A 23,905-nucleotide genomic window follows, 5' to 3' on the forward strand; every position below is an offset into this window, starting at 1 on the left:
GGGTTGCTCGTCGCCCGGTTGGAACAGAAAGCCCCCGGCCGGGGCGAGAAGATCAACCCTGCGTGGACGTCGCAGACCTGTAACACCTGCGGGATTCGGGATGGGGAGGCGCGTGAGAACCACGCCGCCTTCCGCTGCCGGGCCTGCGGGCGTCAGGCGCACGCCGACGTGAACGCGGCACGCAGCATCGCCCTGGGACATCGGTGGGAAACCACGTGGGTGACTGCGCGGGGAGGCGACGCCACCAGCCGGCCTGTGAACCGCGAACCTCAACACCGCGCACCCCCTCCAGTGGATGGGTAGATGTTGAAATCCCCCGCTTTCAGGCAGAGGAGGATGTCAAGACACGTCCTTCCGCAGCACCTCGCTGCCGGCGCCGGCACCTGGGGCGCCGGAGTCCGCCGAAAACGTCGCCGCGGCAATCAAGTAACGGATCGGCGACTTGTCATGACGGAACCTAGCCCGCAATACCGACCAAGGAAAGCTCTTAGTGAGCGTGTCGTAGCCTTCGGTAGTTTCCTGGGGCGGGTGCGGATGTGGGCGGCCGCAGATCGCAACTGATCACGGCTTGATGGTCACCGAGGTGCGGCCACCGGCCGTGCGGAACCGACCGGCGGGGTCAGGTCCAGGTCGTCAGGGCGACGAAACGGCCACCGAGCACGGTGTAGAGCACAACGCCCGGTGTGCGGGTGTCCCCCCAGCGGTCGAAGCCGACGGGGCCGGTGACACCGGCGAACGAGCCGCGCCCGATGGCGGCGACGACGTCGTGCCGGGCGGCCATGTCGACGGCCGGGCGGCCGGGCAGCACCGCCGCCGCCGCCCGAATGATCGTCCGGGCGGCGTCGTAGGCGTAGGCGGCCGCCGCGGGAACGGCCTCGGCGCGACGCTGGGCGAGCTCGACGGTGGCGTCATGGGCCGCCTGCTGTCGCTGCGCCGCGGCGGAGTCGACCGAAGCACGGGAATCGGCCGGGGCACGGGAGTCGGTCCGCGCGCGGGAGTCAGCCGGAGCGTGGATCGCAGCCGGGGCGCGGGTGGCGGGCGTCGGGGTGGCGTCGTCGCGGTGGCGCCTGCTCGAGCCGGTGCTGTCAGTGCCGCTCGGGGTCGTGCTGCCGTCGTCGTCCGCCGGACCGCCGAACCGCTCGGAGTAGGCGGCGACGAACGCACCGGCGGCCGGCAGCCCCGTCGGCGGGACGAGCAGGCTGGTGATCAGATCGCCGTCCGCGGCGGACTTCGCGTCATCGGTGTACCGCTGTTGCAGCAACGCGTCCGAGCCCATGACCTGGATCGACGCGCCCGCTGCGGCGAGGCGGGTGCGCAGCTTTCCGGCAAACGCCGCGCCGGTGGCGACGTAGACCAGGTCGGGGGCCTCCTGCTCGATCGCCTCCGCGATCGTGTCGAGATCGGACCCGTCGACGCCGTCCCCCTGGACCTGGTGCACCGCCGTGATCGTCGCCCCCAACGCCGCGGCGCGCACCGCGAACCGGCTGCCGAGCGTCGTGCCGTAGCGGGGTTCCCCGTCGACGACGACGATGCGTCGGCGCCCGAGGGTCCGCACCGCGTACTCGGCCGCCACCCGTGCCTGCAGTTCGTCCGTTCCCGCGAGCCGGAAGTAGGACGGATAGGGGCGGGTGCGCGGGTCGGTGCCGGCGCCGGCGCCGGCGCCGGCGCCGGTGAGGGTCGGGTCGGCGTTGGACGGGGAGACGACCGGAATGCCCGCGGCGCTCAGCGTGGGCAGGGCGACCTTGGCGACGAGCGAGCTCAACGGCCCGACGACGCCGATCAGACGATCGTTGGCCACGAACGCGTCGGCGGCCTGGGCTCCCCCGTCCGGGCGGGACAGATCGTCGCGGGTGGACAGCTCCAGGCGCCAGCCCGGGATCGCCCCGGATTCGTTGGCCTCGTCGACCGCGAGCGCGACGGCGTTGCGCACGCTCGTGCCGTCAGCGGACAGGTCACCCGACAGCGGTGCCATGACACCGAGGGCGGCCACTCGGGTTACAGGGGTGTCGGCGTCGCCGCCGTCGTCGAGAGCGGTGGCCAGGACAAGACCCAGCCCCGAGGGCACGGCCAAGATCAGGACGACGATCGCGGCGAGGACTGCCCGGCCCCGGCCGGTACGCCACCGCGCCCGGGTCCACTCCCCGATCCGGCGAGGGACTGTCGCGAGCATCACACGTGCACGATCCACCCGGGCCGACCACCGCCGAGCGGGGCCCGGCGATGGCGGAGCGGACTCAGGTGAAGGCAGAGCGGACTCAGGTGAAGGCGCGGCAGTCGACTCGGGGGTGGGGGCCGGTTCGTTCGCCGGGACGGGCTCGGGTGCTCCGGGGGACGGCTGCGGCGCGTCCTCGGGACCGGAGATCGGCGCTGATCCCGGCGGCGAGGCGTCGCTCACCCGGTCCCCGGCCGGCACGTGGCCGGGGACGGCGCGAACAGGGACGTCACGAGCCTGGCAGCGCCTCGCCCGACAGCACGGCCTCGGCGACGGCGCGCATCGTCCGGCGTTGGTTCATCGACGTCCGCTGGATCCAGCGGAAGGCGTCCGGCTCGGTCATGCCGTGCTCGGTCTGCAGCACGCCCTTCGCCCGCTCAATGATCTTCCTTGCCTCGAGCCGGCCCTGCAGGTCCTCGACCTCGGCCTCCAGGCTCACGATCTCCGTGAACCGGCTCATCGCCATCTCGATCGTGGGCAGCAGGTCCTTCTTCTGGAACGGCTTGACCACATACGCCATGGCGCCGGCCTCCCGGGCGCGCTCGACCAGCTCCCGCTGGCTGAACGCGGTGAGGATGACCACGGGGGCGATGCGGTCCTTGGCGATCTTCGCGCCGGCCTCGATGCCGTCCATCCTGGGCATCTTCACGTCGAGGATGCACAGGTCGGGCCGGAGCTTGCCGGCGAGGTTGACGGCCATCTCGCCGTCGCCTGCCTCCCCGACGACCTCGTAGCCCTCCTCTTGCAGCATCTCCCTGAGGTCGAGCCGGATCAGCGCTTCGTCCTCGGCGATCAGAACCCGGCGCGGGTTCGAGGAGGGTTGGCTCATCGAGTCGTACTCCTGGTCTCGGAGGTGTGACCCTAGTGTGACAGGGCAGGGAGGTCAGATTGACATCCTGCCCGAGCAGAGGAGGGCGGGAGGTCGAAACGCACCCTACCCGGATAGAGTCGTGGGCGAGACGTTCCGGACCGGATCGATCACGATCCTTTCTGTCAGGTCCGCCCGGTCGCCTCCGCAGCGGGCCCGCCCGCTCGACCACGCTCCACCCGCCGGCCCCGGTACTCCAACGGCAGAGAGACGGTGCTCAAACCACCGACAGTGTGGGTTCGAATCCCACCCGGGGTACACGTAATGTAGTCACACGAATACAAATCGCGCCGAATGCGCCAAGCGTCTGATGCCGCTCACCGAACACCCGAGCCTGCCCGCGCTGCCCAGGCGGGAAGCGCGGGCGAGCGACCTCGATCCAGAAAACCGAGGCCGCTACATCCGTGCAGCCAGCGCGGTCGTCTCGTGGCCGCAACTCGGGTCAGCATCCCGGTGTGACAGGTACGGCCTGTGATCGCTGGCCGGCTACGTGTCGATGTCGGCCTCTGCTGGGATGATTCATCGCTTGATGGTGAATCGCCGTCAGTCAGGTGACAGCATCGTCTCCACCGTCAGGGCCAGGCGTTGCACGACCGCGCCGCGATCTTGCCCGGTCGCGTCGGCCAGCCAGTCGATCAGCAAACCCTCCAGCAGCAGATGCAACCCGGCCTGGCGGCTGCGGACCTCGGCGTACCAGGCCAGCGTCTCCTCCAGGATCTGCCCACGCTGGTGCAAGTCCCCACCTGGCCAGCTGCGTGCGCGGCATGTCGGGGATCTCGCGTGGAGCTGGTGACGCGTTCTTTACAGGAAGGCCGCGGCGGTGCCCCACCCCAGCAGCGTGCGCGCTGTGTGCCATGGCGGCCACGGCTAGCGAAAGGGTGCGCCGGTGAGCGAGGACTTCCAGTCTTTCAACTTCCCCGACCATTACATCCGGCACCGTAACTTCGCCGGCGAGCTGACGCCGCAGGGCGAACCGATCGAGGACTTCGCCTTCGCCCTGCTGTCGCGGAGACAGGGGCGGGTGACGTTCCGGTCGCAGAACTTCCCGGACCGGGTGCTGCGCCACCGCAACTTCGAGATCTGGCTGGACTCGGTCCCGCATACCAGCGACACGCTGTTCGCCGCGGACTCGACCTTCCTGGTCGTCGCGGGCCTGGCCGACCCGAGCGCCGTGTCGTTCCGCTCGGTCAACTACCCCGACCGCTACCTGCGCCACCGCGACTTCCGCCTGTGGGTGAAGGCCCCCCGCCGGTCCGACCGACGCGCTGTTCCACCGCGACGCGACGTTCCGCCGGCGGCCGTGGACATCGACCCGGGCACGGTCCTGGTCCTCGCTGACGACTGATCCGACAGGCCGCGAAGATTTTTCGGCGCAGTGTCGGATCGAGGTGGGGACGTTCGTGGTGAGGACGAGCGGCGGCCCGCCAGGGACGCCCCGGGATGGGTAGGAGATGAGCTGCGATGCATCTCGACGTGGCGCTACGGCTGACCGACGAGGGGGCGAAGTCCTGCCACCGCAAGGTCGAGGTCCGGCCGATCCTGGCCCCGCCGGACGAAGACCACTGACGTCGGCCGGCGACAGCGACGCCGCCGAGGCGCTCGCCCGCCGCCGCGACCAGCTGCCGTAGCCGTCTCGCCAGCTCCTGGGCTGTTAGCGGTGGTGTCGCCGATCGGCTGGTGGTGGGCAGCCCGGCCGGCAGTGGACACCCGCGGGTGCCGCAGGGGGATCGGCGGCCTGCTCATGTCGCGGTACGTGGAGACCGCCACTACCTGAGCCACGCTGATCCTGGATATGCCCCGCGCTGACGCATTGCCCGGTGAGGGGCAAGCCTGGATGGCTGCGCTGCTCGTCGAGGCCGCGATCCCGCCCAGCTCGGTCGTGCTCGTCGTCTGACGCACTGATCCGACCGAGGTGGTGGCCAAAAATGCGCCACCTTGCGATGCGTGATGTGTCAATAGTAGATGTGTGGTCTATTGGGGTACTGGTCGTCGGGGTTCGCCGGTAGGTCGACGGCGCCCGAGTGCTCGCCGTACTCGTCCGCCTCGAGACCCTTGGCCGAGGGGGCCTCGGGTTAGGTCGTCGGCGCGTGAGCGGGCGTCTTTCTGGCCGGTGGGAGTGGGCTTCGGCGGCTTCTTCCTCGTCGGGCTCGTCCAGGACCTTGTGGACGCGTGGGGCTGGTGGACGCTGCCAGTCGGGATTCTCGTGGTGCTCGCGGCGATAGCGGCGTTGTTCGTGGCGCGCGCTCGCGGGATCCGCGAGAGCGGGCGCAGGGCGGCGGTGGCCGCCATTGACGCACTGAATCCGACCGAGTTCGAGCATCATGTCGCGGATCTTCTGAGGCGTGACGGCTGCCTACAGGTGCGCGTGGTCGGAGGTCGTGGGGACGGGGGCGTGGATGTGCTTGCTCGCACCCCCCGGATGGCCCGGATCGCGGTGCAGTGCAAGCACTACCCGGGTCGCGCTGTGGGTCCGTCCGCGGTGCGGGACTTCAACGGCTGCGCGTGGACGGATCACCGTGCCGATCTCGCGTTGCTGGTCGCCTCGGGTCGGTTCACCGCCGCGGCCGCGGACTTCGGCCGCCGTCACCGCGTCCAGATGGTCGACCGGGAGGTGCTCAGCCGGTGGATGGCCGGCGAGCGGATCCTGCCCCGCGTCCCGGCGCCCTGACGTGACGCGGCCGGACACCTGGCGTTGGACCGTCTTGATACGGTTTATGTTGCCTTTGACGACGCCGGAGGTGGGGGGTTCGGCGAGACCGGCGAGCACGGCGTCACGGGCGGCTTCGCCATCGCGCTGCCGTCGTCACATGACGGCGGTCGCGAGCGCGGTTTTGGCACTATTGACACCGCGTTATCTGTCCGACGCCCGGCCGACGCCTCGTCGCTGAGTACCCTGCAACGCCCGCCCGACCAGGATTGAGATGGGGATGACCGAACAGATCGGCTACGACAACTTCGACTTTGGACACCAGCCCGAGGTGGACTTTGCGCTGAACCCCGAGCCGCGGTGCCCCTGCCTCCTGCTGTTGGACGTGTCTGTGTCCATGACCGGTCAGCCCATCCAGGAACTCAACGCCGGTCTCAGGGCATTCCAGGATGAACTCACCGCAGACAGCCTCGCTGCGAAGCGCGTCGAGGTCGGGATCATCACCTTCGGACCGGTGCAGGTGGCGACTGACTTCGTGTCCGCCTCGGCGTTCACAGCGCCCGAGTTGCACGTACAGGGAGCCACCCCGATGGGCGAAGCCATCACCCGAGGGCTGTCCTTGCTCCGTGACCGCAAGACCGAATACCGGAACAACGGGGTGAAGTACTACCGTCCATGGGTCTTTCTGATCACAGACGGGACGCCGACGGACAACTGGCATGCGGCCGCCCAAGCTGTGCAGGAGGGGGAGGCCGCGAAGGAGTTCGCGCTTTTCGCTGTCGGCGTTGCGGGCGCGAGCATGGACACCCTCAGTCGGATCGCCGTCCGACAGCCGCTCGCGCTGCAGGGACTCAAGTTCCAGGAACTCTTCCAGTGGTTGTCTGGCTCCCTGGGATCTGTGTCCCGTTCGGCCGTCGGCACCGAGACAACGCTCGCGGCACCTACCGGGTGGGCCGCCGTTTGACCTGGCGCGTCATCGCGAGGTCCGAAGTCGGTACCTCGCACATCAAACGAAGTCTGCCCTGTGACGACGACTGCCTCATCGCGCAGTATCCTCTCCCGGGCGGCGACGAGCTGCTCGCGGTCGTCGTCGCGGATGGCGCGGGCAGCGCCGAGCACGGTGGCGAAGGCGCACAGGTCGCGATAGCAGCTGTGGCAGCGACTCTCCAGTCACACCTGGGCGAACCAGAGAACATGCTGGATGCCAGCCTGGCCGAGATCCTGGTGACGGCGGCACACGACGGAATCGAATCCAGAGCCGCGAGCGACAACCTCCAGCCTCGAGACTTTGCCTGCACCCTGCTTGGTGTGCTCGCCGCACCGAAACTTGGCACCATGGCCTTCCAGATCGGAGACGGCGGCATCGTCCTTGACGTCGGGAACGGGCTGGAACTCGCCGTAGTTCCCATGGCCGGAGAGTACGCCAACATGACGTACTTCGTCACGCAGGAAAACTTTCGCGAGGTCCTCGCCGTCCGAACCTTTGACTCCATGGCCACAAAGATTTCGGCTTTCACTGATGGCCTGCAGGGAATCGCGCTCGATCTCGCCACAGACGCACCCCATGAGCCATTCTTCAGGCCTTTCTTTACGAAGCTCGAAGCTGCCGCAGATGAAGACGAAGAGATTCTGCTCGACAAGCTCAGCCTGGCCCTGGGGCGGTTCTTGCAAGGGCCGCAGGTCAACGAACGTACTGACGACGACAAGACACTCGCCGTCGCGGTCTGGCTCCGCGGCGTCGACTCGACCGCGGTCAGTGGTGAACCAAGCGAATTGGACACGCCGGCGTGAGCACGACCCGGCTGTTCACGTCGACCGGTAAAGAACTGTCCCTCGGCCTGACTCTTGGTAAGGGCGGCGAAGGTACCGTTCATCAGATCAACGGAGACCCACACCATGTCGCGAAGGTGTACCACGCGATCCCCGACGGCGGCCGACAGGAGAAACTTCGGGTGATGGCCTCCCTCGGGGATGCCGATATCCGGAAATTCGTCGCCTGGCCAGTGGAGACCCTACATGTGCAGCGGGGAGGTCCCGTTCGGGGTTTTGTCATGCCGATCGCGGGTGCTTACGTCCCCGTTCACCAGCTCTACAACCCCGGCCACCGCAAGCAGGAACAGCCCCAACTGTCGTGGAATCACCTGCTGGTCGCGGCGCGGAACACGGCGGATGCCTTCGCCGCGGTCCACCAGCGCGGACTGGTCGTGGGTGACGTCAACGAGAACTCGGTGATGGTCGCCCCAAGCAACGGGCATGTGATGCTGATCGACGCAGATTCATTTCAGGTAAACGCGCATGGCCGAGTCTTTCGCTGCCTGGTGGGAGTCCCGGATTTCACCCCACCCGAGCTGCACGCGGTTGGTGACTTCAACCGGATGATCCGAACCGCCAACCACGACAGCTTTGGTTTGGCAATCCTGATTTTCCAGCTGCTCCTTGGTGGACGTCACCCCTTCGCGGGCCGCCCGCTCCGTAACGATGTCGGTAACGACATGTCGGTCGATATCAGTCAGTTTCGGTTTGCCGATGCTTTGGACAACGGCAGGCGCGGACTGGTTCCACCACCGACAGCCGTTCCGGTCACCATCCTTCCTGACGTGATCCACGGCATGTTCACTCAGGCGTTCACCGAGCCCGGGAGCCAGCGCAGGCCGACTGCTCGGGAGTGGGTATCGGCTCTCGACAGGCTGCGACCACAGACAGCCGTGTGCCACGTCAACGCACACCACGCCTACCTGGCGCACGTGGGGGCATGCCCCTGGTGTTCCCTCGACAGTTCGGGAATCGTGCATTTCGTCAGGGCGCAGGTCGCCGCGAAGGTGCAGGCTGCGCGGGTCACCATCGCAACGTTGTGGGCACAGATATCCGCGGTCCCGCCCCCGGCGGAAATCGCCGCACCACCCGGCACCGGGATCAAGCCGGTCGCGCGGCCACTCCCGCCAACGGTGCGCTCAAAGGTAACGCCATTCGTTGTCTGGCCGATCGTCGTCGGCCTGGTTGTTGCGTCGATAGTAGTTGCCGGTGCGCTTGGACTTCTGGCGCTGGTTTTGCCCGTGTTGGTGGGCCGCTGGCTCAAGCGCTACGGTGAGCCCAGGCGTCAGGAGAGGGACGTGCGCCTGCTGGCCGGAAACCAGGCGCGAGATGCGTATGCAGCCGCGGTTCGCGAGGCAGAGGAAGCTGGCCCGGCAGGGTTTCGGATTCTCTATGATTCCCTTTCCAGGCTGTACTCTGAGTACACCGTGGAAATCCCGAGGCGGGAGGGGCAGACACTTGCGGAATTTGACCGCACCGTACGGGACCGTCAGCTGCGCCGCCACCTGGAACGGCAGTATGTCAGCAGCGCCTCGATCAGGGGCGTCGGCCCGAACCTCAAACAGCGGCTTGTCGCGTACGGCGTCAACACCGCAGCCGATGTGAACCACTTCAGAGTAATAGAAATACCCGGCTTCGGGGACGTAAAAACCGGATCCCTGGTCGCTTGGCGTGATTCCTGTGAGCGTTCCTTTCGTTACAATCCCCAGGACCCTGCCATACTCAAGGAACGGGATCAGGCCCTCGAAGTTCACGAGAGGCGTCGCAGATCCATCGAGAACGATCTCCAGCACGGTCTCGCCGAACTCCAGCGCCGCAGCCGGCTCCGACCAGAGGCGCGTGCCGACCTTGAGCAGAAGCTGGCCGCCTCAGCCTGGCGACTCGCCCAAGCGAATGCCGACCTGGCGGTTCTCTGACGAGGCTCAGCGCGGTGCTCCTGCGACAAAGATCGCAAGCTGCGGCAAGAACTCATGCGGATCGGGTGTGGGTGTTCGGAACGCGCAGCGGTGGGGCGGACGTCGGAGTCCCACAGCGGCCAGCCGCGTCGGGCGCGGCGGCGACCTGGATGTTGCCGCCGTGGTTGTGGATCTTTCCGGACTGCCGCAGGTCTGCCCCCGGGGGTCGGGTCGGTAGGCGGACCCGGGCGGTCTCGATGACCGTGCCGTTGACGATCACATGGCCGTGGCCCGCGAGTTTCGCCGCGAGCGGAGCGTTTCGGATCTCACCGACTCCCGGCTGATCACCGTCAGTGACCATCGCGCAGCGTCGCCAGCTGTTGCCGGAGAGGCTCACCGAGGGGGATCGGCTCGCAGGGCGTGGGCGTGACGGGCTCAGCTACTGGTAGTGGTAGCGGCAGGAGATGATCGCGATCTGGCCGGGCTCGACCGCATAGACCAGGCGGTGTTCGTCATCGATCCGCCGCGAGCGCAGGCCGGCGAGGTTGTTGCGCAGCAGTTCGGGCTTGCCGATCCCCTGCCCCTCCGGATCGCGTTTGATGTCCGCGATCAGGGCGTTGATGCGCTTCAGCGTCTTGCGGTCCTGGCCCTGCCAGTACAGGTAGTCGTCCCAGGCATGGTCCGTCCAGGTCAGCTTCACTCGTCAGGGCCCACCGGACGCTCGACCGCGCCGCCCGTACGCCACTGCTCCATGCTTTCCATCAGGCGCCGCGCGTTCGCGGGCGTGCGCAGCAGGTAGTTGGTCTCCACGATGGCGTCCCAGTCCTCCTTGCTCACCAGGACCGCGTTTCCCCGCTTCGAGACGATCTCTACCGGTGTGTGATCGGTGTTGACCTGTTCGATCAGCGGAAACAGCGTCTTACGTGCCTCGCTGGCACTGATCGCCGCGACCATCCTGCCACCTCCCGAGCACCTAGTCGTACCAGATACGGTACAACTTCGGGGGGCGTGTGTCAGCTGCTCGTCGAGCCGGCGGGCTGGTTGAGGCGCCGCGAGGCCGGGTGCGGTGACGGCACCTCATGACCTGCGCTCGGCTGGTGATCCCGCGGAGGTGGCTGGTGGCGTGGCGAGATGACAACATCTTCGGGGGTGTCTGTCTGGTGCAGGCCAAGCGAATGAAGAACAGGGTCGATCTCGCAACGGTCCAGGCCATCGCAGGAGCCATGGGTGATCACAACGTCGCGACCACAGTCACCGCCCGCGCCTCCGCCGCCGGCTCTCTCCCGCCGGCCATCAGAGCTTCCCGCCTTCGCTCCCGACACCGGCAGGATCATCGTCGAGATCCCCACGGCGACGGCGACCCATCTGGATCGCCGTCCGAGCAGTCACAATCAGTTCAGATCGCTTACCGGACCATGAGGATGTCGAACGACCCTCACCCGGGGTACATATCCCACCCCCGTGTTATTGATCAGCAAATGCTCAGGCGCGGAGGATGGGCGGTGGCGCGGCCGTGGCGACGCCGGCGGCGATCAGTTCGTCGATCGTTTCGCGGGCGATCCCGACTTCGGTGAGCACCTCGATCGTGTGCTCGCCCAGTACCGGCGGGGCCAGATGCAGCTGGGTCGTCAGGTCACCCAGGTCCCACAGTGCGCCCGGCTGCTCGAAGCCGCCCCAGTCGTGGTGGCGGTAGCGGGCGATCAGGCCTGCGGCGTCGTTGTCGGCCGAGTCGAAGAACGCGTCGCGCTGGTCGAGCCGGACCTCCTCTGCCGCCACACCCGCCCCGGCGAGCAGATCGAGCACCTCACCGGCCGGGCGGGCGGCGGCCGCCGCCGCGAGCTCCGCCGCGCTCCCGCAACCGAGCGCCTGGCAGGCCGCCGCGACGTCGCTGTCACCGGTCGCGGCCATCGCGACCCATCCCTCTGCGCAGGCCAGCAGGCGCCGTCCCGGTGTCGTGGTCAGCTGCGCCTGGTCGAGCATCGGCACCGGGGCGAGGGTGCCGTCTGGTCGCAGGTAGGTCTCGCTCGTGGTGAGCACCCCGGCACCCAGCAGGGACGCGGCGACCGAACTCGCCCGACCGGTCCGGTCGCGGGCGAAGACCGCCCACAACGTCGCGGCCGCGGACGACAGCGCGCACTGGTGGTCCATGAACCCGAAGCGGTGCCACATCGGCGGGTTGTCCTCGCCGCCGCCCATCCGCTCCCATCCCAGCGACGACTGGAACAGCTGGTCGTAGCCGGGCCAGTTGGCGCGTGCGCCGTCCGGGCCGTACGAGCTCGTGTGACAGAACACCACGTCCGGATTCACCGCACGGACGGCCTGCTCGTCCAGGCCGAGCCGGCGGGCGGCCGGGAGGCGCAGGTTGTGGTGCACGACGTCGGCCCAGCGCAGCAGGGCTTCGACGGCCGGCCGGGCGGCCTCGGACTTGAGGTCGAGGGCCACGGCGCGCTTGCCGCGCTGGCAGCCGACAAACGGCCAGTCGCCCCAGCGGCCAGGTTCGCCGGCCACCGGTTCGACCTTCACGACGTCGGCGCCCAGATCGGCGAACAGCATCGGCGCGAACGGCCCGGCCAGGAACGCGCCGAAGTCCAGCACCCGTAAGCCCTGGAGCGGGAAATGCAGCGACTCAACCGGCCCGCCCGCGTCGGAGTCTGCGTCGGAGTCTGCGTCGGCGCGGCCGCGGTCGGTGGCCGTGCTGCGGGGCGTCCAGTGCCTGGCGGCCACGTCCTGGTGCTCACCGAGGCGGGGGGCCGGATGGCGGACGGAGGCAGGCGGGTCCAGCGTGACCGGATGGCCGGGCACGGTGATGCGGCCGGCCTCGGGGTCGTCGAGCTGCGTGACGTACCGGTTGGCCTTCGCCTGCTCGTCGTCGAGGACCGCGCCGAGCGGCAGCACGGGCTGGGCCGGCCGGTCGTTGGACCACAGCTCGGCCAGCCACTCGGCCGCGGGCCGGCGGCGGAACGCCTCGACGTTGGCTCCCCAGTTCGGGAACGCTCTGGCCATGATCCCCGGGTCGTGGCGCCGGTTGGCCTCGGCGACCGCGTCGGCACCCATCTCGTCGAACACCCGCTTCGTCAACGGCAGGTCGTCGGGGGACGGCGGCATGACGTGGATCCATTCGCCGTCGGCGCACTCGAACAGTGGTGTCACCGCCTCGTCCTTGGGCATGCCCGCCGCGAGCAGGGCCGACGGCGCCTCGGCCCGGTGCCAGTGCATCATCATCGGAACGAGCGCGCCTTGGACGAGGCTGGTGTGCACCGGACCGCCCCGGCCGGTCCGCCCCCGTGCCACCAGCCGGGCCGCGATCCCGGTCGCGCACAGCCACATCGCCCCCCAGCTGCCGAGCGGGAACCGGACGTGGACCGGCCCCGGCCGGTGCCCCTGCTGCTCGTCGAGGAGGCCCAGTCGCGCCAGCGCCAGCAGGTCGTCAACCGGACGGTCCGCGTCGACGTGGTTGGTCGGCCACGCGAGCACCGACGAGACGACCAGCGCGGGGTAGCGGCTGCCGACAGCGGCGTCGTCGAGGCCGAGCCGGGCCGCCGTCGTGGGACCGTACGAGTGGACGAGCACGTCGGCGCCACGCAGCAGCTCGTCGAGCCGTAATCGCCCCTCGGGGGAGTCGACGTCCAGCACCAGCGACTGCTTGGAACGGGCCCAGGTACGGAAGCCGGGCAGGGCCCGGTCGGGGTGGCCGCCGGGCGGCTCGACCAGGACGACGTCCGCGCCCGCCTCGGCCATCAGCATCGTCACCGTCGGCCCGGCGACACCGGTCGACAGGTCGACGACCCGGATTCCGTTGAGCAGTGGTTCGGGCATGCGGGCTCCCCTTTTTCTCGGGCTCTTCTCGGACGCGGGTGTCGTCACAGCCGGCTGGTCAGATAGTCGAGCGCGTAGGGCTGGCGTGCCCCTTGCGGTGCATCAGAGAGTGTCATGAGCCCCGCACCACGCGCCAAGATCAACCTTTGAGCACTCCAGAGCATCCTCACCGATCTCCCGGCCCGGCGCTTGGGCCCCTCGGGTGCGCCCGGTGACCTGCGAGGTGTTCACTCGTCTCAGATGCCGTTCTCTCCCGTGGGCATCGGCACGCAGCTGAACGACTAGGTTCCGGGCCCTCTTCGACCCGACCCGCAGCCGCTTCCGTAGCTCGTTCGAGGAGATCGGCCGCCGGAGCGACCAACGGCGCCACGTACACGGGCACGCCAAGCCGCAGCGCAAGCAGCCACACATTGTTGAACGCGAAAAGGAAACTCAAAGCGACAACCACCACGATGATCGCCGTGACCAGCCGGACGGTCACCGCCCGCGCCTCCACCGGCCCTCCCCCGCCGGCGGCCATCAGAGCGTCCCGCCTTCACCATCGACACCAGCAGGACCACCATCGAGATCCCCACCGCGACGGCGACCCATCTGGATCGCCGCCCGAGCAGTCACAATCAGTTCAGATCGCTTACCGGACCATGAGGATGCTGACCGAGCCTCACCCGGGGTACCTGCTCCAGCTCGATCGCACGATCACCGGTCAGCAGACGGCGGCCTGTCTCGTGCTCAGGCCGGCGTGATGCGGCTCGGCGGAAACGCCGAGCACGCGCATCGCTCGTTCCGCGAGCAGGAACTTCCGAGGTCGACCACTGGCCGTGGTGGGTATCTCCGCCGGTGAGATCGGCAGGACATGGCGGGGTACCTTGAACCGGGCGAGCCGTTGCGCGCAGTACGCGACGAGTTCGGCCGCCAGAGCGCCGGGGCCGGCGCCGTCGATGCTGTCGATATGATCGGCGAAGACCACCCAGGCCACACCGACCTCCCCCATCCGCTCATCCGGCAGCGACACCACGTGGGCCTGCGCGACGGCTGGATGGGTCGTCAGGACGGCCTCGATCTCCCGGGGCATCACCTGTTCGCCGCCGCAGCGGTAACAGTCCTTCTTCCGTCCGGCCAGCACCAGGTACCCGTACTCGTCCACGGTGCCCAGATCGCCGGTGCGCAGCCAGCCGGCCGCGTCGAACGCCGTCGCGGTCTCGGCGGGCTTCCGATAGTAACCCTTGGTGACCGCAGGGCCACGAGTCAGGAGCTCGCCGACGGTGCCCGGTGGCACGGGGCGACCCGTGTGCGGATCCACCACCTTCCAGACCGCCAGCCGGCCGCCGATCGCCGGATCCCCGGCCGCCCCGGCGTCCTTCAGCCGGCCGTTGGTAGTCGGTAATCGATCGAACGGGCCTTCCGGTAAGGTGCAGGCCTGCGAGGCTGTCGTCTCGGTCATCCCATAGCCGGTCACCAGCTCGATCCGCCCGAAGGTGGCGATGATCTCCCGCCAGATGCGCTCCGGAGCCTGTCCCCCGGAGGAGAACATCGCTGTCAGCGAGGACAGGTCGTGGCGGTGCTCGCGGGCGGCCGCCAGCACGTCCAGGGTCATGGTCGGTACGAATAGCACGTCGTTGGGCCGATGACGTTCGATGGCGGCCAACGTCGCGATCGGATCGAAGGCGCGCTGGATGACGACGCTGCCGCCGACAAAGGGGACGGTCAGCAGACCCTCCACAAATGCATAGACGTGATACAGCGGCAGGGAGAAAAGGATCGACCGACCATCCTCGTACGCCCTCGTGTAGGCGCTGCCATATGCCGTTCGTACCAGCATGTCGTGGGTGTGCATGACGCCCTTGGGATCGCCGGTCGTACCCGAGGTGTAGAAGATCGCGGCGAGCGACTGCGGTGCGGCGCCGGACTGCGGTGCGGCGCCGTCGGGCGTGACATCTTGCGCGACGCTCCCGTGTCGCTCGAGGTCGGCCAGGGTGGTGACCGCCGCACCCGATCTGCCGGCGGGCAACGGACCGCCGTCGGTGGGAAGGACCACCACCCGTTTCAGCGACGGAAGTCGCGATCCCCCGCCCAACCGCTCCCAGCCGGGCGCGATCTCGTCCAGAGCCGCCAGGTAGTCGTAACCGCGGGAACGGTCCATCGTGACGAGCATCGTCACGTCCGCCTGACGCAGCACGTAGGCAAGCTCGTCCCGGCGGTTGAAGATGTTGACGGGGACCACGACCGCTCCCGCACGGGCGATCGCGAACGTGAGCAACACGAACTCGGGGTGGTTTCCGAGTACCAGGGCGACGTGGTTACCGGCCCGTACCCCGGCCGCCCGCAGACCACGGGCGAGCCGCTCCGAGCGCGCCTGAATCTCCGCATATGTGAATGTTTCACGCTCGGTGATGACGAAGGTGCGGCGTGGATAAAGTTGAGCAGCTTTGTCCAGTAATCCAGCCATTGTTGCGGGCTTCCACGGAGCGTGCTGTCTTTCCAACTCTTCGCGGCGGCGCGCAGCCGGTTCCGGCATCTGTCCCTCCCGATGTACGTGCCCGAGGCATGGTCGACATCGCATCCGCAGACGACGAGACCGGCGACGGTCGGGGCGGAGGCACGCAGTCCACCGCTGTGCGTCACAGCCTCACAGACGGCCAGACAGGTTTCCCACCGCCAAGGCCGGCCCGGTGGCCTCGGAATTCTCCCGAGGATGCCACAGGCACGATCGGTGGGCAGGGTCTTCTCGTTCCAAACCGGCGATCTCGTGGCATCTGGCGTCCGTCTTGCCGGCACTTCATCCGGCCGTCCCGGACCGCACCACCAGCCATCCATCGCCTCGGCGCAACCGTCACCAACCTCCGCGCCGACGCCGGACTAGAGCCCCATCTCCTTGGCGATGATGCTGTGCTGAATCTCCGAGGTGCCGCCGCCGACCATCGCATGCTTGGCCTCGCGGAAATAGCGCTCCATGTCGTACTCCGGCAACTGTGCGTACCCGCCGAGCGCCTGCATGCCGTCGAAGGCACACCGAAAAGCGACATCCGCGGCGTACACCTTGGCCATCGACACGTCCTTGAGCGCCCGCTCGCCGCGGGCCAGTCTGGTGGCGGCGCTGTAGACGAGCAGCCGGGCCGCGTTGACCTCGGTCTCGCGCGCGGCCATCCGGTGCTTGAGGACCTGGAACTTCGACAGCGGACGCCCGAACTGGGTGCGGGTCCTGGTGTACTCGACGGTGTCGTCGAGGGCCGTACGGGCGTTGCCGACGTAGGTCGCGGCCAGACTCAGTCGTTCCATCTCCAGGTGCTCGCGGAGGTAGTCCCAGCCCTGGCCGGGCTCGCCGATGATGTTGGATCGGGGCACCCGCGCATCGGTCAGGAAGATCTCGGTGGTACCGAACGAGCGCCGGACGATCGTGTCCAGTTTGCGGATGTCCACACCGTCGGTGGTGTTCGGAACAAGGATCATGCTGATCCCACGGTGCCGGTCCGGGCTGGTGCGGGCCATCAGATTGATCACGGTGCCGGGCAGGTGGGCGCCCGAGCAGAACACCTTGTTGCCGTTGAGGATCCACTGGTCACCGTCGAGCACCGCCCTGGTCGCCAGCCCGGCCGCGTCCGACCCGGCACCCGGTTCACTGATGGAGATCGAGAACTTGACGTCGCCGGCGAGGAAGCCGGGCAGGTACTGAGCCTTCTGCTCCGGAGTGCCGTGGTTGGCGATGTTCGTGGCGGTGAACATCGAGGTCATGATGGCGGCGGCGAAGTCGAGGCTGTACTTGGCGATCACTTCGCAGAAGATCGCGTACATGACCGGGTCCGCTGCCTGGCCGCCCTCCTCCGCCGGAACCAGCAGACCTAGCCAGCCACGGTCGGCGAACTTTCTGTATGCCTCGTCAGGGAACGTGCGGGACGCATCGTGCTCACGTATGTACTCTCGGCCAACCTCCTTGTCCATGAACGCCGTCAGGGTGTCGAACCACAGCTGCTGCTCCTCGGTGAACCGAAAGTCCACGGACCTGCACCTCCATCGAACGGCTCGTGCCCGTCACGCTAGACACTTCGAAGGCTGGAAACAACCGATTGTTTTTGATTCCGCGGCCCTCCGCTGCCCCGAGGGTGCCGGGCGACGCCAGCGGCCCGCACGAGTCGAGCCATCCCGCGTGACGTCGCCGGACGAGGGTAGACGATCATAAAGAGGCTGATCGCCTGATCCGCCTGCGCCGCCTGGGCACGGCCCGCGACAGACCATCGTGAGACGATGACAGCGCAAGACAAGTAGAGAGGAACACGGAAGGTGGCAACAGCACGCGTCAGCCGGCGCGCCCGCAGCTCGGGCCCGGTGTCAGCCGAGCTGATCGAGCAGGAGGCAGTCCGCCTCTTCGCCGACAAGACCTATCCGGTGATCGGCATGCGCGACATCGGAGATGCCGTCGGCCTGCTGCCGGGCAGCCTCTACGTGCACATCAGCGGCAAGGAGGACCTGCTGCTACGCATCGTGGAGAAGGGCATCCAGAGCTACGTCGACGCGATCAGCGCCGCCGCGGACAGCGACGCGCCCGCCGCCGAACGACTGCGGGCTGCGTTCCACGCCCACTTCGCCGTGCTACAGCGCAGCCAGGACCAGACTCGAGTCGCGTTCCACCAGTGGACCTACCTCTCGCCGGACAACCAGCGTCGGGTGATCGCCATGCGGCAGGCATACGAGGACCTGTTCGCCGGGATCATGCGTGACGGCATCCGCAACGGCGAGTTCCGCCAGCTCCGCAGCCCCCGGGTCATCGTTCTGGCGTTCATCGGCATGCTCAACAACGCCGCGGAGTGGTTCTCCCCCCACGGTCAGCTCTCAGCCGAGGAGATCGCGACCGAGCTCGCCGACAGCGTCCTGGGCGGGATTCAGGCCCGGTAGCCGACCACCGGCTCGCACCTCGGCCGCACGGATCGCGGCCGCGATCATGAAGGCCACCGACGTTCCCGGCGCATCGGCGGCGCAGGACGCGAGGCAGCGGAGCGGATGCACATACCTTGGCAAAAAACAAATGTTTGCTTCCGACTCTGACCGGACGTAGCGTTGCGGCGTCTCGACAAGGCCGTACGGCCCATCCTGGCCGACGGCCGCCGGGGACGGCGTCGGCACCCCGACGGCCGACGGTGCGGTGAGCGGTACGGAAGGCGGACAGTGCGGTGAGCAGTGCGGACACCTTCACCGGCCTGCGGGTCCTCGAACTGACGACCACCATCGCAGGCCCGTACAGCGCCATGATCCTGGCCAGCCTCGGCGCAGACGTGATCAAGGTGGAACGACCCGGCGGCGGGGACGACGCCCGTGGAATGCCCCCGCACCAGGCCAGCGAGAGCGCGGTCTTTCACGCCGTCAACCGCAACAAGCGCAGCCTGGTGCTCGACCTCAAGGACCCCGTCGGCCGGGAGGCGTTCCTGAGACTCGCCGAGACCGCCGATGTGGTGGTGCAGAGCTACCGACCCGGGGCGGCCGACAAACTCGGCCTCGGGTACGCCGAGGTGCACGCTCGTAATCGACGTGCCGTCTACTGCTCGGTCTCGGCGTTCGGCGCGTCCGGGGCGGCAGCCGGGCTGCCCGGCTACGACCCGCTGATCCAGGCAGTCACCGGGATGATGAGCATGACCGGCGAGCCCGGCGGTGCCCCGGTTCGGATAGCCCCGTCACTGACCGATCTGACGACCGGGATGTGGGCGGCCATCGCGATCATCGCCGCGCTGCGCCGACGCGACGTCACGGGGACGGGCGAACACGTCGAGGCCACCCTGGTCGACAGTGGTTTCGCGCTGCTGTGCCATCAGATCGTCGGGATGTACGCCACCGGGATCATCCCCGGCCCGCTCGGCTCGGCCTCGCCGATCACAGCGCCGTACGAGTGCTTCGAGACCAGCGACGGCTGGGTCATGATCGCCGCGGGGAACGACGGTCTGTTCACCCGGCTCTGCACCGCGCTCGACGTCCCGCGGCTGGCCGGCGACGAACGGTTCGTCGACTCGGCGGCCCGGGTCCGCAACCGGGTCGCGCTCCATGCGGCCGTGCAGGAGCGGGTCGGGGTTTACGCGACCGCCGCGTGCGTGCAACGGCTACGCGAGGCGAAGATCCCGGTCGGTCCGGTCCACGATCTACGCGAGGCCGTCGAGCACCCCGTCGCGGCCGACCGGGGGACAGTCGTCGCGGCGCTCGGACCGCACGTGTTACCCATGGTCCGCCTCCCCATCGACGACGCCGGCACGGTCAACGTCTACCCTCCGCGGCTGGGCCAGCACTCGGGCGAGATCCTGCGCGAGGCCGGCTTCACCGAGGAGGAGATCACCCACCTGCTCGCACTCACCACCACCTGAGTCAGCGGAAAGCCGTCGGGACACCAGGTCGACGAGCACCGGGATTCCCACCGTCGGCGACCAGGCCGGTAACGATCCGACGACCTGGAGATCACAGCCCAGCGAACGGTTTCCTGGAGATGTTCCCGATGGCCGATGCCGAGGCACTGCTCGCCGAGGTCGCAGCCCGGCTCACCGCCCGAACGGACGAGCTGGTCGAACGCCAACTGGTCGCGCTGCGCGCGTACCCCGCCTACGACCGGGTGCCCGTGGACGACCTGCGCCGATCGTGCCGGCGCAACGTGCTGCGCGTCGCCGCAACGCTCGGCCAGCACGCCCTGCTCGCCGAGGTCGAGGAGGACGAGCGGGCATCCGGACAACGCCGTGCCCGACAGGGCGTGCCGTCGGACACCGTCGTCCAGGCGTATCGGGCGGTGCTGGCCGTGCTGCGCAACGCGTTCATCGAGGAGGCGACGACGAGCGGCGCCGATCCCCGGGCGGTCCTGGCCGTCGCCACCCGACTGTGGGACCTCACCGACCAGTACGCCGGCGTCCTGGTCTCCGCACGTCAGCAGGTGGAGATCGACAGTGCTCGGCGCGACGAGCGGCACCGGATCGCCTTCCTGCACCGGTTGCTCGTGGGCGGCGTCGACCAGGCCGAGCTGGTCGCGGGCCAGTCCGTGCACGGCGTGCTCACGGACGGCCGGTACTGGGTTTTCCGGGCCCGTGAACTGGACGGGCACGAAGATCCGCAGCGACTGAGCCGGCACCTGGAGCATGGCAATCGGCGATCGCTGGTCGCCTCGGTCGAGGACGACATCGCAGGCATCACCGTGACTCGCCCCGTCCCCCTCGCCGATGCCGTGATCGCGGTGACGGGGCCGGTGCCCCTCGCGACGGTGTCCTCCGCATTCGCCGAGGCCACCCGGGTGCTCAATGTGGCGCTGCGGTACCGCCGCACGGGGGTGGTGGACAGCTCGTCACTGTCGGTCCGGGTCGCGGTCGAGCAGCAGGGTGAGCTCGGCGAGCTGCTGCACCGCCGCTACCTGGCCAGGCTGGTGAAACGCGGCCCAGCAGCGGCCGAGCTGATCGAGACCGTCGAACGCTGGCTGCACGAACGGCGATCGGTGGCGGCGACGGCGCGGGCGTTGTCCGTACATGAGAACACCGTCCGCTACCGGCTGGGCCGCTTCGCCCAGTTGACCGACGCCGATCTGAGCGATACCGACGTGCTCGTCGAGGTGTGGTGGGCCCTGGAGTACGCGAGCATCAGACCGAGCTGAGCGTCGCACGATCATCGCTCGATCATCACTCGACCGGGAGCCGCTTGTGTGGTCGGGAGGCCGCTGGTACCTTAGAACAAACAATTGTTTGCAGGGAAGGACAAGCCCGATGGCGTCCATTGCACCGTCATTCGAGGACTATGCCACGAAGTACGAGAACATCGAACTCGAACGCGATGAGGCCGGGGTTCTTCAGGTCACTGTGCACACCGAGGGGAAGAGCCTGGTCTGGACGGCTCGGGCACACGACGAGCTGGCCTACTGCTTCACCGACATCGCCTGCGACGCGGAGAACAAAGTAATGGTGCTCACCGGCGCGGGCGACTCGTACTGCTCGGAGATTGATTTCTCCAGCTTCAGCCTGGGCAGCGCCAGGGACTGGTCGCAGATCATCTTCGAGGGTCAGCGGCTGTTACAGAACCTGATGGGTATCGAGATCCCGGTGATAGCCGCGATCAACGGTCCGGCGACCGTTCATCCAGAAATCCCGGTGCTCTCGGACATCACGATCGCGGCGAACACCGCCGTCTTCTCCGACAGCCCGCACCTCGCGAACGGCATCGTGCCCGGCGATGGCGCGCACATCTGCTGGACCCACGTCCTGGGCCCGCAGCGCGGGCGCTATTTCCTGCTGACCGAGCAGGTCCTCGACGCCGACCAGGCCCTGGCCTACGGCGTGGTCAACGAGGTGCTGCCGCCCGAGCGGGTCCTCCCCCGCGCCCGCGAGATCGCCGCCAGGATCGCAGCCAAGCCACCGCTCGGCACGCGCTACGCCCGCGTGCTACTCACCCGCGAGATCAAGCGGCTTATTCACGAGCAGCAGGGACTCGGCCTCACGCACGAGGCCCTGGCCGCGCTGTCCCTGTAGTCCTCTGGAGTACACGTTGCACAAGCAGACCTTCAACCGGCTGCGGCACACCTTCGACGACTTCGCGGTCGGCGACACAGTGGTGACCGCGGGCCGGACCGTCGACATCGGCGACATCACCACGTTCGCCGGACTGACCGGCGACCACTACCCGCTGCACACCGACGAGGAGTTCTGCCGCTCCACGGCGTTCGGCGGTCGGATAGCGCACGGCCCGCTCACCTACGGCTTCGCGGTCGGGCTGGTGGCGCTGTCCGGTTTCCTCGGCGACGCGATCATCGCCTTCCTGGAGTGCCAGCGCCTGCGGGCCCTGGCACCGGTCCGACCCGGCGACACCGTCCGGGTGCGGGCGGAGGTGGCCGAGGCGACCCCCGGCCGCAAACCCCACCACGGGACCCTGCACATCGACTACACCGTGATCAATCAGAAGGACGAGGACGTCATGCGGTTCCGCATGCTGCTCCTCGCCCGCAGAGAGAACCAGGAGAAGCAGGGTGAGTGACGACGAACCCGTCTTCATCGGAATCGGCGAGCAGCCGTCCGGTCGTTACCCGAACCGCCCGTTCATGGGCGACCTGGTCCGGGTCGGCGTCGCCGCCGTGGCCGACGCCGGGCTGGCGATGAGCGACATCGACACCATCCTTCTCATCCCCTGCCTGCACTCCTTCGCCGACCAGGCCGACCTCGTGTTCTCCCGGGTCGTCGAGGAGCTCGGGCTCAGCCAGCGGATCAAGAGCAGCTATCTGGTGCACTCCGGCGGCTCGACCAGCGACAACACCATTCGGGACGCCGCCGGCCTGATCTCCAGTGGGCACGCGAGGAACGTGCTGGTGCTGCAGGCCGAGAAGTGGGGTTCCGCGCCGGTCAACGAGATGATCGACATGCTGACCGCCAACGGGATCCCGCGCGAGTGGGAGAAGGACAGCGGGCTGAGCTTCAACGCGGTGGGTGCGCTGATCACCCAGCGGTACATGCATGCCAGCGGCTCCACACCGGCGGACATGGCGTCGGTCTGCGTGGCGCTGCGCACGTGGGCGAACCTCAACCCGAACGCCATGTACCGGGACCGGACGCTGAGCGTCGAGCAGGTGCTCGCATCGAAGATGGTCACCGATCCGATCCGGGCGATGGAGTGTCCGATGCTGGCCGACGGCGCGTGCGCACTCGTCCTGACCAGCGCGGGCAACGCCCGCCGGCTGGGCCGGGACCGCTGGGTGCGCATCGCCGGCTCGGGCGGATGCGTATCGCACTACAGCATCGGTCAGGAACGCGATCTGGCCGTGCTCGGCTGGGAGAAGGCCGCCGTCGAGGCGTACGAGACGGCCGGCTGGGGGCCGCAGGACGCCGACATCGCCGAGATCTACGACTCCTACGCCGCGGTGCTGGCCAGCGGCATGGAAGGGCTCGGGCTCGCGCCGAAACACGAGGCGGCGCGGCAGTTCGCCCGCGGCGAGTTCTCCCCGGGCGGACGGCTGCCGACCAACACCAACGGCGGTCTGCTGTCGGCCGGACACACCGGTGTCGGCGGCGGCACGGCGCTGCTCACCGAGGGTGTGCGCCAGCTACTCGGCCGCGCCGGCCCGGAACGCCAGGTCGAGGGCGCCACCCGCGCCGTGTGCGGCGGATCGGGTGGCACGTACATGGACTCGCAGGTGCTGTTGCTGGAAGGAGTGTCCGCGTGACCAGCTCGAACGAGGTCGGCATGGAGGCCCTGACCGAGCCCTACTATGCGGCACTGCGCCGCGGCGAGCTCGTCGTCCAGCACTGCAAGGCGTGCAGCCGCGACATCATGTACCCGCGACACCTGTGCCCCTTCTGCTATGGGGACGACCTGAGCTTCGTCCCCGCGTCGACCAGGGGCGTGCTGCACAGCTTCGCGGTCCACCGAATCGGCTCGCCGACCGGTTTCGAGAACGACCTGCCCTACGCCGTGGGCGTGGTCAAGCTGGCGGACGACGTCCAGTTCCTGGCCCGCCTCTGGCCGGATGCCGACGGCGACTGGGGCGGCTACGCCTGCGACGCCGAGGTCGTCTTCCGCGCCGCCGACGCCGCGGAGATGCAGCGCCGTCCGGTGCCGTGGTTCGGCCTGCCCGGCTGACCGCCGCCCGGACCCCGGGCATGAGGCCGGCCCACCCCTGGGGATCGGGGGTGGGTCGGCCTGGTCGTCAGTGATACTTCAATCTGTGC

At 68.4% G+C, this 23,905-nt stretch carries 22 protein-coding genes, 1 tRNA gene and 1 pseudogene; 15 read left to right on the top strand and 9 right to left on the bottom strand.

The annotated features are described in order from the left end of the window. Positions 1 to 18: 18 nt before the first annotated feature. The gene (locus NBZ83_RS04320; protein WP_308203761.1) at positions 19 to 303 is read left to right on the top strand and encodes a zinc ribbon domain-containing protein; all 285 of its coding nucleotides are present in this window, start codon (positions 19 to 21) and stop codon (positions 301 to 303) included. A 316-nt stretch (positions 304 to 619) separates the two neighbouring features. Here the strand turns inward: NBZ83_RS04320 and NBZ83_RS04325 are convergent, their stop codons facing one another. Beyond that, positions 620 to 2,170, bottom strand: a complete 1,551-nt coding sequence (locus NBZ83_RS04325) for a branched-chain amino acid ABC transporter substrate-binding protein (protein WP_261574373.1) — start codon at positions 2,168 to 2,170, stop codon at positions 620 to 622. A 271-nt stretch (positions 2,171 to 2,441) separates the two neighbouring features. Then, complete coding sequence (locus NBZ83_RS04330) at positions 2,442 to 3,041, bottom strand: ANTAR domain-containing response regulator (protein ID WP_009399419.1); 600 nt, start codon at positions 3,039 to 3,041, stop codon at positions 2,442 to 2,444. A 224-nt stretch (positions 3,042 to 3,265) separates the two neighbouring features. Between NBZ83_RS04330 and NBZ83_RS04335 the strand changes: the two genes are divergently transcribed. Continuing rightward, positions 3,266 to 3,338: transfer RNA gene (locus tag NBZ83_RS04335), tRNA-Leu, on the top strand. A 285-nt stretch (positions 3,339 to 3,623) separates the two neighbouring features. Here NBZ83_RS04335 and NBZ83_RS04340 read toward each other — a convergent pair. Further along, positions 3,624 to 3,815, bottom strand: coding sequence for a hypothetical protein (locus NBZ83_RS04340; RefSeq protein ID WP_261566299.1), 192 nt, complete (start codon positions 3,813 to 3,815; stop codon positions 3,624 to 3,626). Positions 3,816 to 3,966: 151 nt separating this feature from the next. Here NBZ83_RS04340 and NBZ83_RS33250 point away from each other — a divergent pair, with 151 nt between their 5' ends. From NBZ83_RS33250 to NBZ83_RS04370, 6 genes are all read left to right on the top strand, one after another. Continuing rightward, entirely contained in the window at positions 3,967 to 4,425 is a 459-nt protein-coding gene (locus NBZ83_RS33250) for an AbfB domain-containing protein (protein ID WP_261566298.1), read from the top strand. Positions 4,426 to 5,190: 765 nt separating this feature from the next. Beyond that, positions 5,191 to 5,748: a restriction endonuclease gene (locus NBZ83_RS04350; RefSeq protein ID WP_261566297.1), complete on the top strand. Its 558-nt coding sequence runs from the start codon at positions 5,191 to 5,193 to the stop codon at positions 5,746 to 5,748. A 24-nt stretch (positions 5,749 to 5,772) separates the two neighbouring features. Further along, positions 5,773 to 6,000 carry a hypothetical protein gene (locus tag NBZ83_RS04355; protein WP_261566296.1) on the top strand — a complete coding sequence of 76 codons (228 nt, stop codon included), beginning with the start codon at positions 5,773 to 5,775 and terminating at the stop codon, positions 5,998 to 6,000. A gap of 7 nt (positions 6,001 to 6,007) precedes the next feature. Beyond that, complete coding sequence (locus tag NBZ83_RS04360) at positions 6,008 to 6,691, top strand: vWA domain-containing protein (protein ID WP_261566295.1); 684 nt, start codon at positions 6,008 to 6,010, stop codon at positions 6,689 to 6,691. Beyond that, positions 6,688 to 7,518 carry a PP2C family serine/threonine-protein phosphatase gene (locus tag NBZ83_RS04365; protein ID WP_261566294.1) on the top strand — a complete coding sequence of 277 codons (831 nt, stop codon included), beginning with the start codon at positions 6,688 to 6,690 and terminating at the stop codon, positions 7,516 to 7,518. Before NBZ83_RS04360 ends, NBZ83_RS04365 begins: the two co-directional genes overlap by 4 nt. Next, the gene (locus NBZ83_RS04370) at positions 7,515 to 9,455 is read left to right on the top strand and encodes a helix-hairpin-helix domain-containing protein (RefSeq protein ID WP_261574374.1); all 1,941 of its coding nucleotides are present in this window, start codon (positions 7,515 to 7,517) and stop codon (positions 9,453 to 9,455) included. Before NBZ83_RS04365 ends, NBZ83_RS04370 begins: the two co-directional genes overlap by 4 nt. A gap of 92 nt (positions 9,456 to 9,547) precedes the next feature. On the opposite strand, the pseudogene NBZ83_RS04375 reads toward NBZ83_RS04370, so the two are convergent. From NBZ83_RS04375 to NBZ83_RS04400, 6 genes and pseudogenes are all read right to left on the bottom strand, one after another. After that, a pseudogene (locus NBZ83_RS04375) lies at positions 9,548 to 9,738 on the bottom strand (IS5/IS1182 family transposase); the annotation flags it as partial. A 135-nt stretch (positions 9,739 to 9,873) separates the two neighbouring features. After that, the gene (locus NBZ83_RS04380; protein ID WP_261566292.1) at positions 9,874 to 10,134 is read right to left on the bottom strand and encodes a Txe/YoeB family addiction module toxin; all 261 of its coding nucleotides are present in this window, start codon (positions 10,132 to 10,134) and stop codon (positions 9,874 to 9,876) included. Then, complete coding sequence (locus NBZ83_RS04385) at positions 10,131 to 10,388, bottom strand: type II toxin-antitoxin system Phd/YefM family antitoxin (protein WP_261566291.1); 258 nt, start codon at positions 10,386 to 10,388, stop codon at positions 10,131 to 10,133. The genes NBZ83_RS04380 and NBZ83_RS04385 overlap by 4 nt, the downstream gene beginning before the upstream one ends. A gap of 528 nt (positions 10,389 to 10,916) precedes the next feature. Further along, the gene (locus NBZ83_RS04390) at positions 10,917 to 13,250 is read right to left on the bottom strand and encodes a CoA transferase (RefSeq protein ID WP_261574375.1); all 2,334 of its coding nucleotides are present in this window, start codon (positions 13,248 to 13,250) and stop codon (positions 10,917 to 10,919) included. 703 nt (positions 13,251 to 13,953) lie between these two features. Beyond that, a complete protein-coding gene (locus NBZ83_RS04395) occupies positions 13,954 to 15,696 on the bottom strand; it encodes a class I adenylate-forming enzyme family protein (RefSeq protein ID WP_261574376.1) in 1,743 nt (580 codons plus the stop codon). A gap of 410 nt (positions 15,697 to 16,106) precedes the next feature. Then, positions 16,107 to 17,243: an acyl-CoA dehydrogenase family protein gene (locus tag NBZ83_RS04400; protein ID WP_261574377.1), complete on the bottom strand. Its 1,137-nt coding sequence runs from the start codon at positions 17,241 to 17,243 to the stop codon at positions 16,107 to 16,109. A gap of 282 nt (positions 17,244 to 17,525) precedes the next feature. Here NBZ83_RS04400 and NBZ83_RS04405 point away from each other — a divergent pair, with 282 nt between their 5' ends. From NBZ83_RS04405 to NBZ83_RS04435, 7 genes are all read left to right on the top strand, one after another. Next, on the top strand, positions 17,526 to 18,137 hold the full coding sequence (locus tag NBZ83_RS04405; protein WP_261566287.1) for a TetR/AcrR family transcriptional regulator: 612 nt from the start codon (positions 17,526 to 17,528) through the stop codon (positions 18,135 to 18,137). Positions 18,138 to 18,412: 275 nt separating this feature from the next. After that, positions 18,413 to 19,588, top strand: coding sequence for a CaiB/BaiF CoA transferase family protein (locus tag NBZ83_RS04410; protein ID WP_261574378.1), 1,176 nt, complete (start codon positions 18,413 to 18,415; stop codon positions 19,586 to 19,588). 128 nt (positions 19,589 to 19,716) lie between these two features. Further along, positions 19,717 to 20,850 (top strand): PucR family transcriptional regulator, encoded by a 1,134-nt coding sequence (locus tag NBZ83_RS04415; RefSeq protein ID WP_261566285.1) that lies wholly within the window; start codon positions 19,717 to 19,719, stop codon positions 20,848 to 20,850. A 109-nt stretch (positions 20,851 to 20,959) separates the two neighbouring features. Beyond that, positions 20,960 to 21,718 (top strand): enoyl-CoA hydratase/isomerase family protein, encoded by a 759-nt coding sequence (locus NBZ83_RS04420; RefSeq protein ID WP_261566284.1) that lies wholly within the window; start codon positions 20,960 to 20,962, stop codon positions 21,716 to 21,718. Positions 21,719 to 21,734: 16 nt separating this feature from the next. Continuing rightward, on the top strand, positions 21,735 to 22,220 hold the full coding sequence (locus tag NBZ83_RS04425) for a MaoC family dehydratase (protein ID WP_261566283.1): 486 nt from the start codon (positions 21,735 to 21,737) through the stop codon (positions 22,218 to 22,220). After that, positions 22,213 to 23,400 (top strand): thiolase family protein, encoded by a 1,188-nt coding sequence (locus tag NBZ83_RS04430; RefSeq protein ID WP_261566282.1) that lies wholly within the window; start codon positions 22,213 to 22,215, stop codon positions 23,398 to 23,400. Before NBZ83_RS04425 ends, NBZ83_RS04430 begins: the two co-directional genes overlap by 8 nt. Beyond that, positions 23,397 to 23,816, top strand: coding sequence for a Zn-ribbon domain-containing OB-fold protein (locus tag NBZ83_RS04435; RefSeq protein WP_261566281.1), 420 nt, complete (start codon positions 23,397 to 23,399; stop codon positions 23,814 to 23,816). The genes NBZ83_RS04430 and NBZ83_RS04435 overlap by 4 nt, the downstream gene beginning before the upstream one ends. The last annotated feature ends 89 nt before the right edge of the window (positions 23,817 to 23,905 follow it).

The organism is Frankia gtarii, from assembly GCF_025403375.1.
Classification (GTDB): domain Bacteria; phylum Actinomycetota; class Actinomycetes; order Frankiales; family Frankiaceae; genus Frankia; species Frankia gtarii.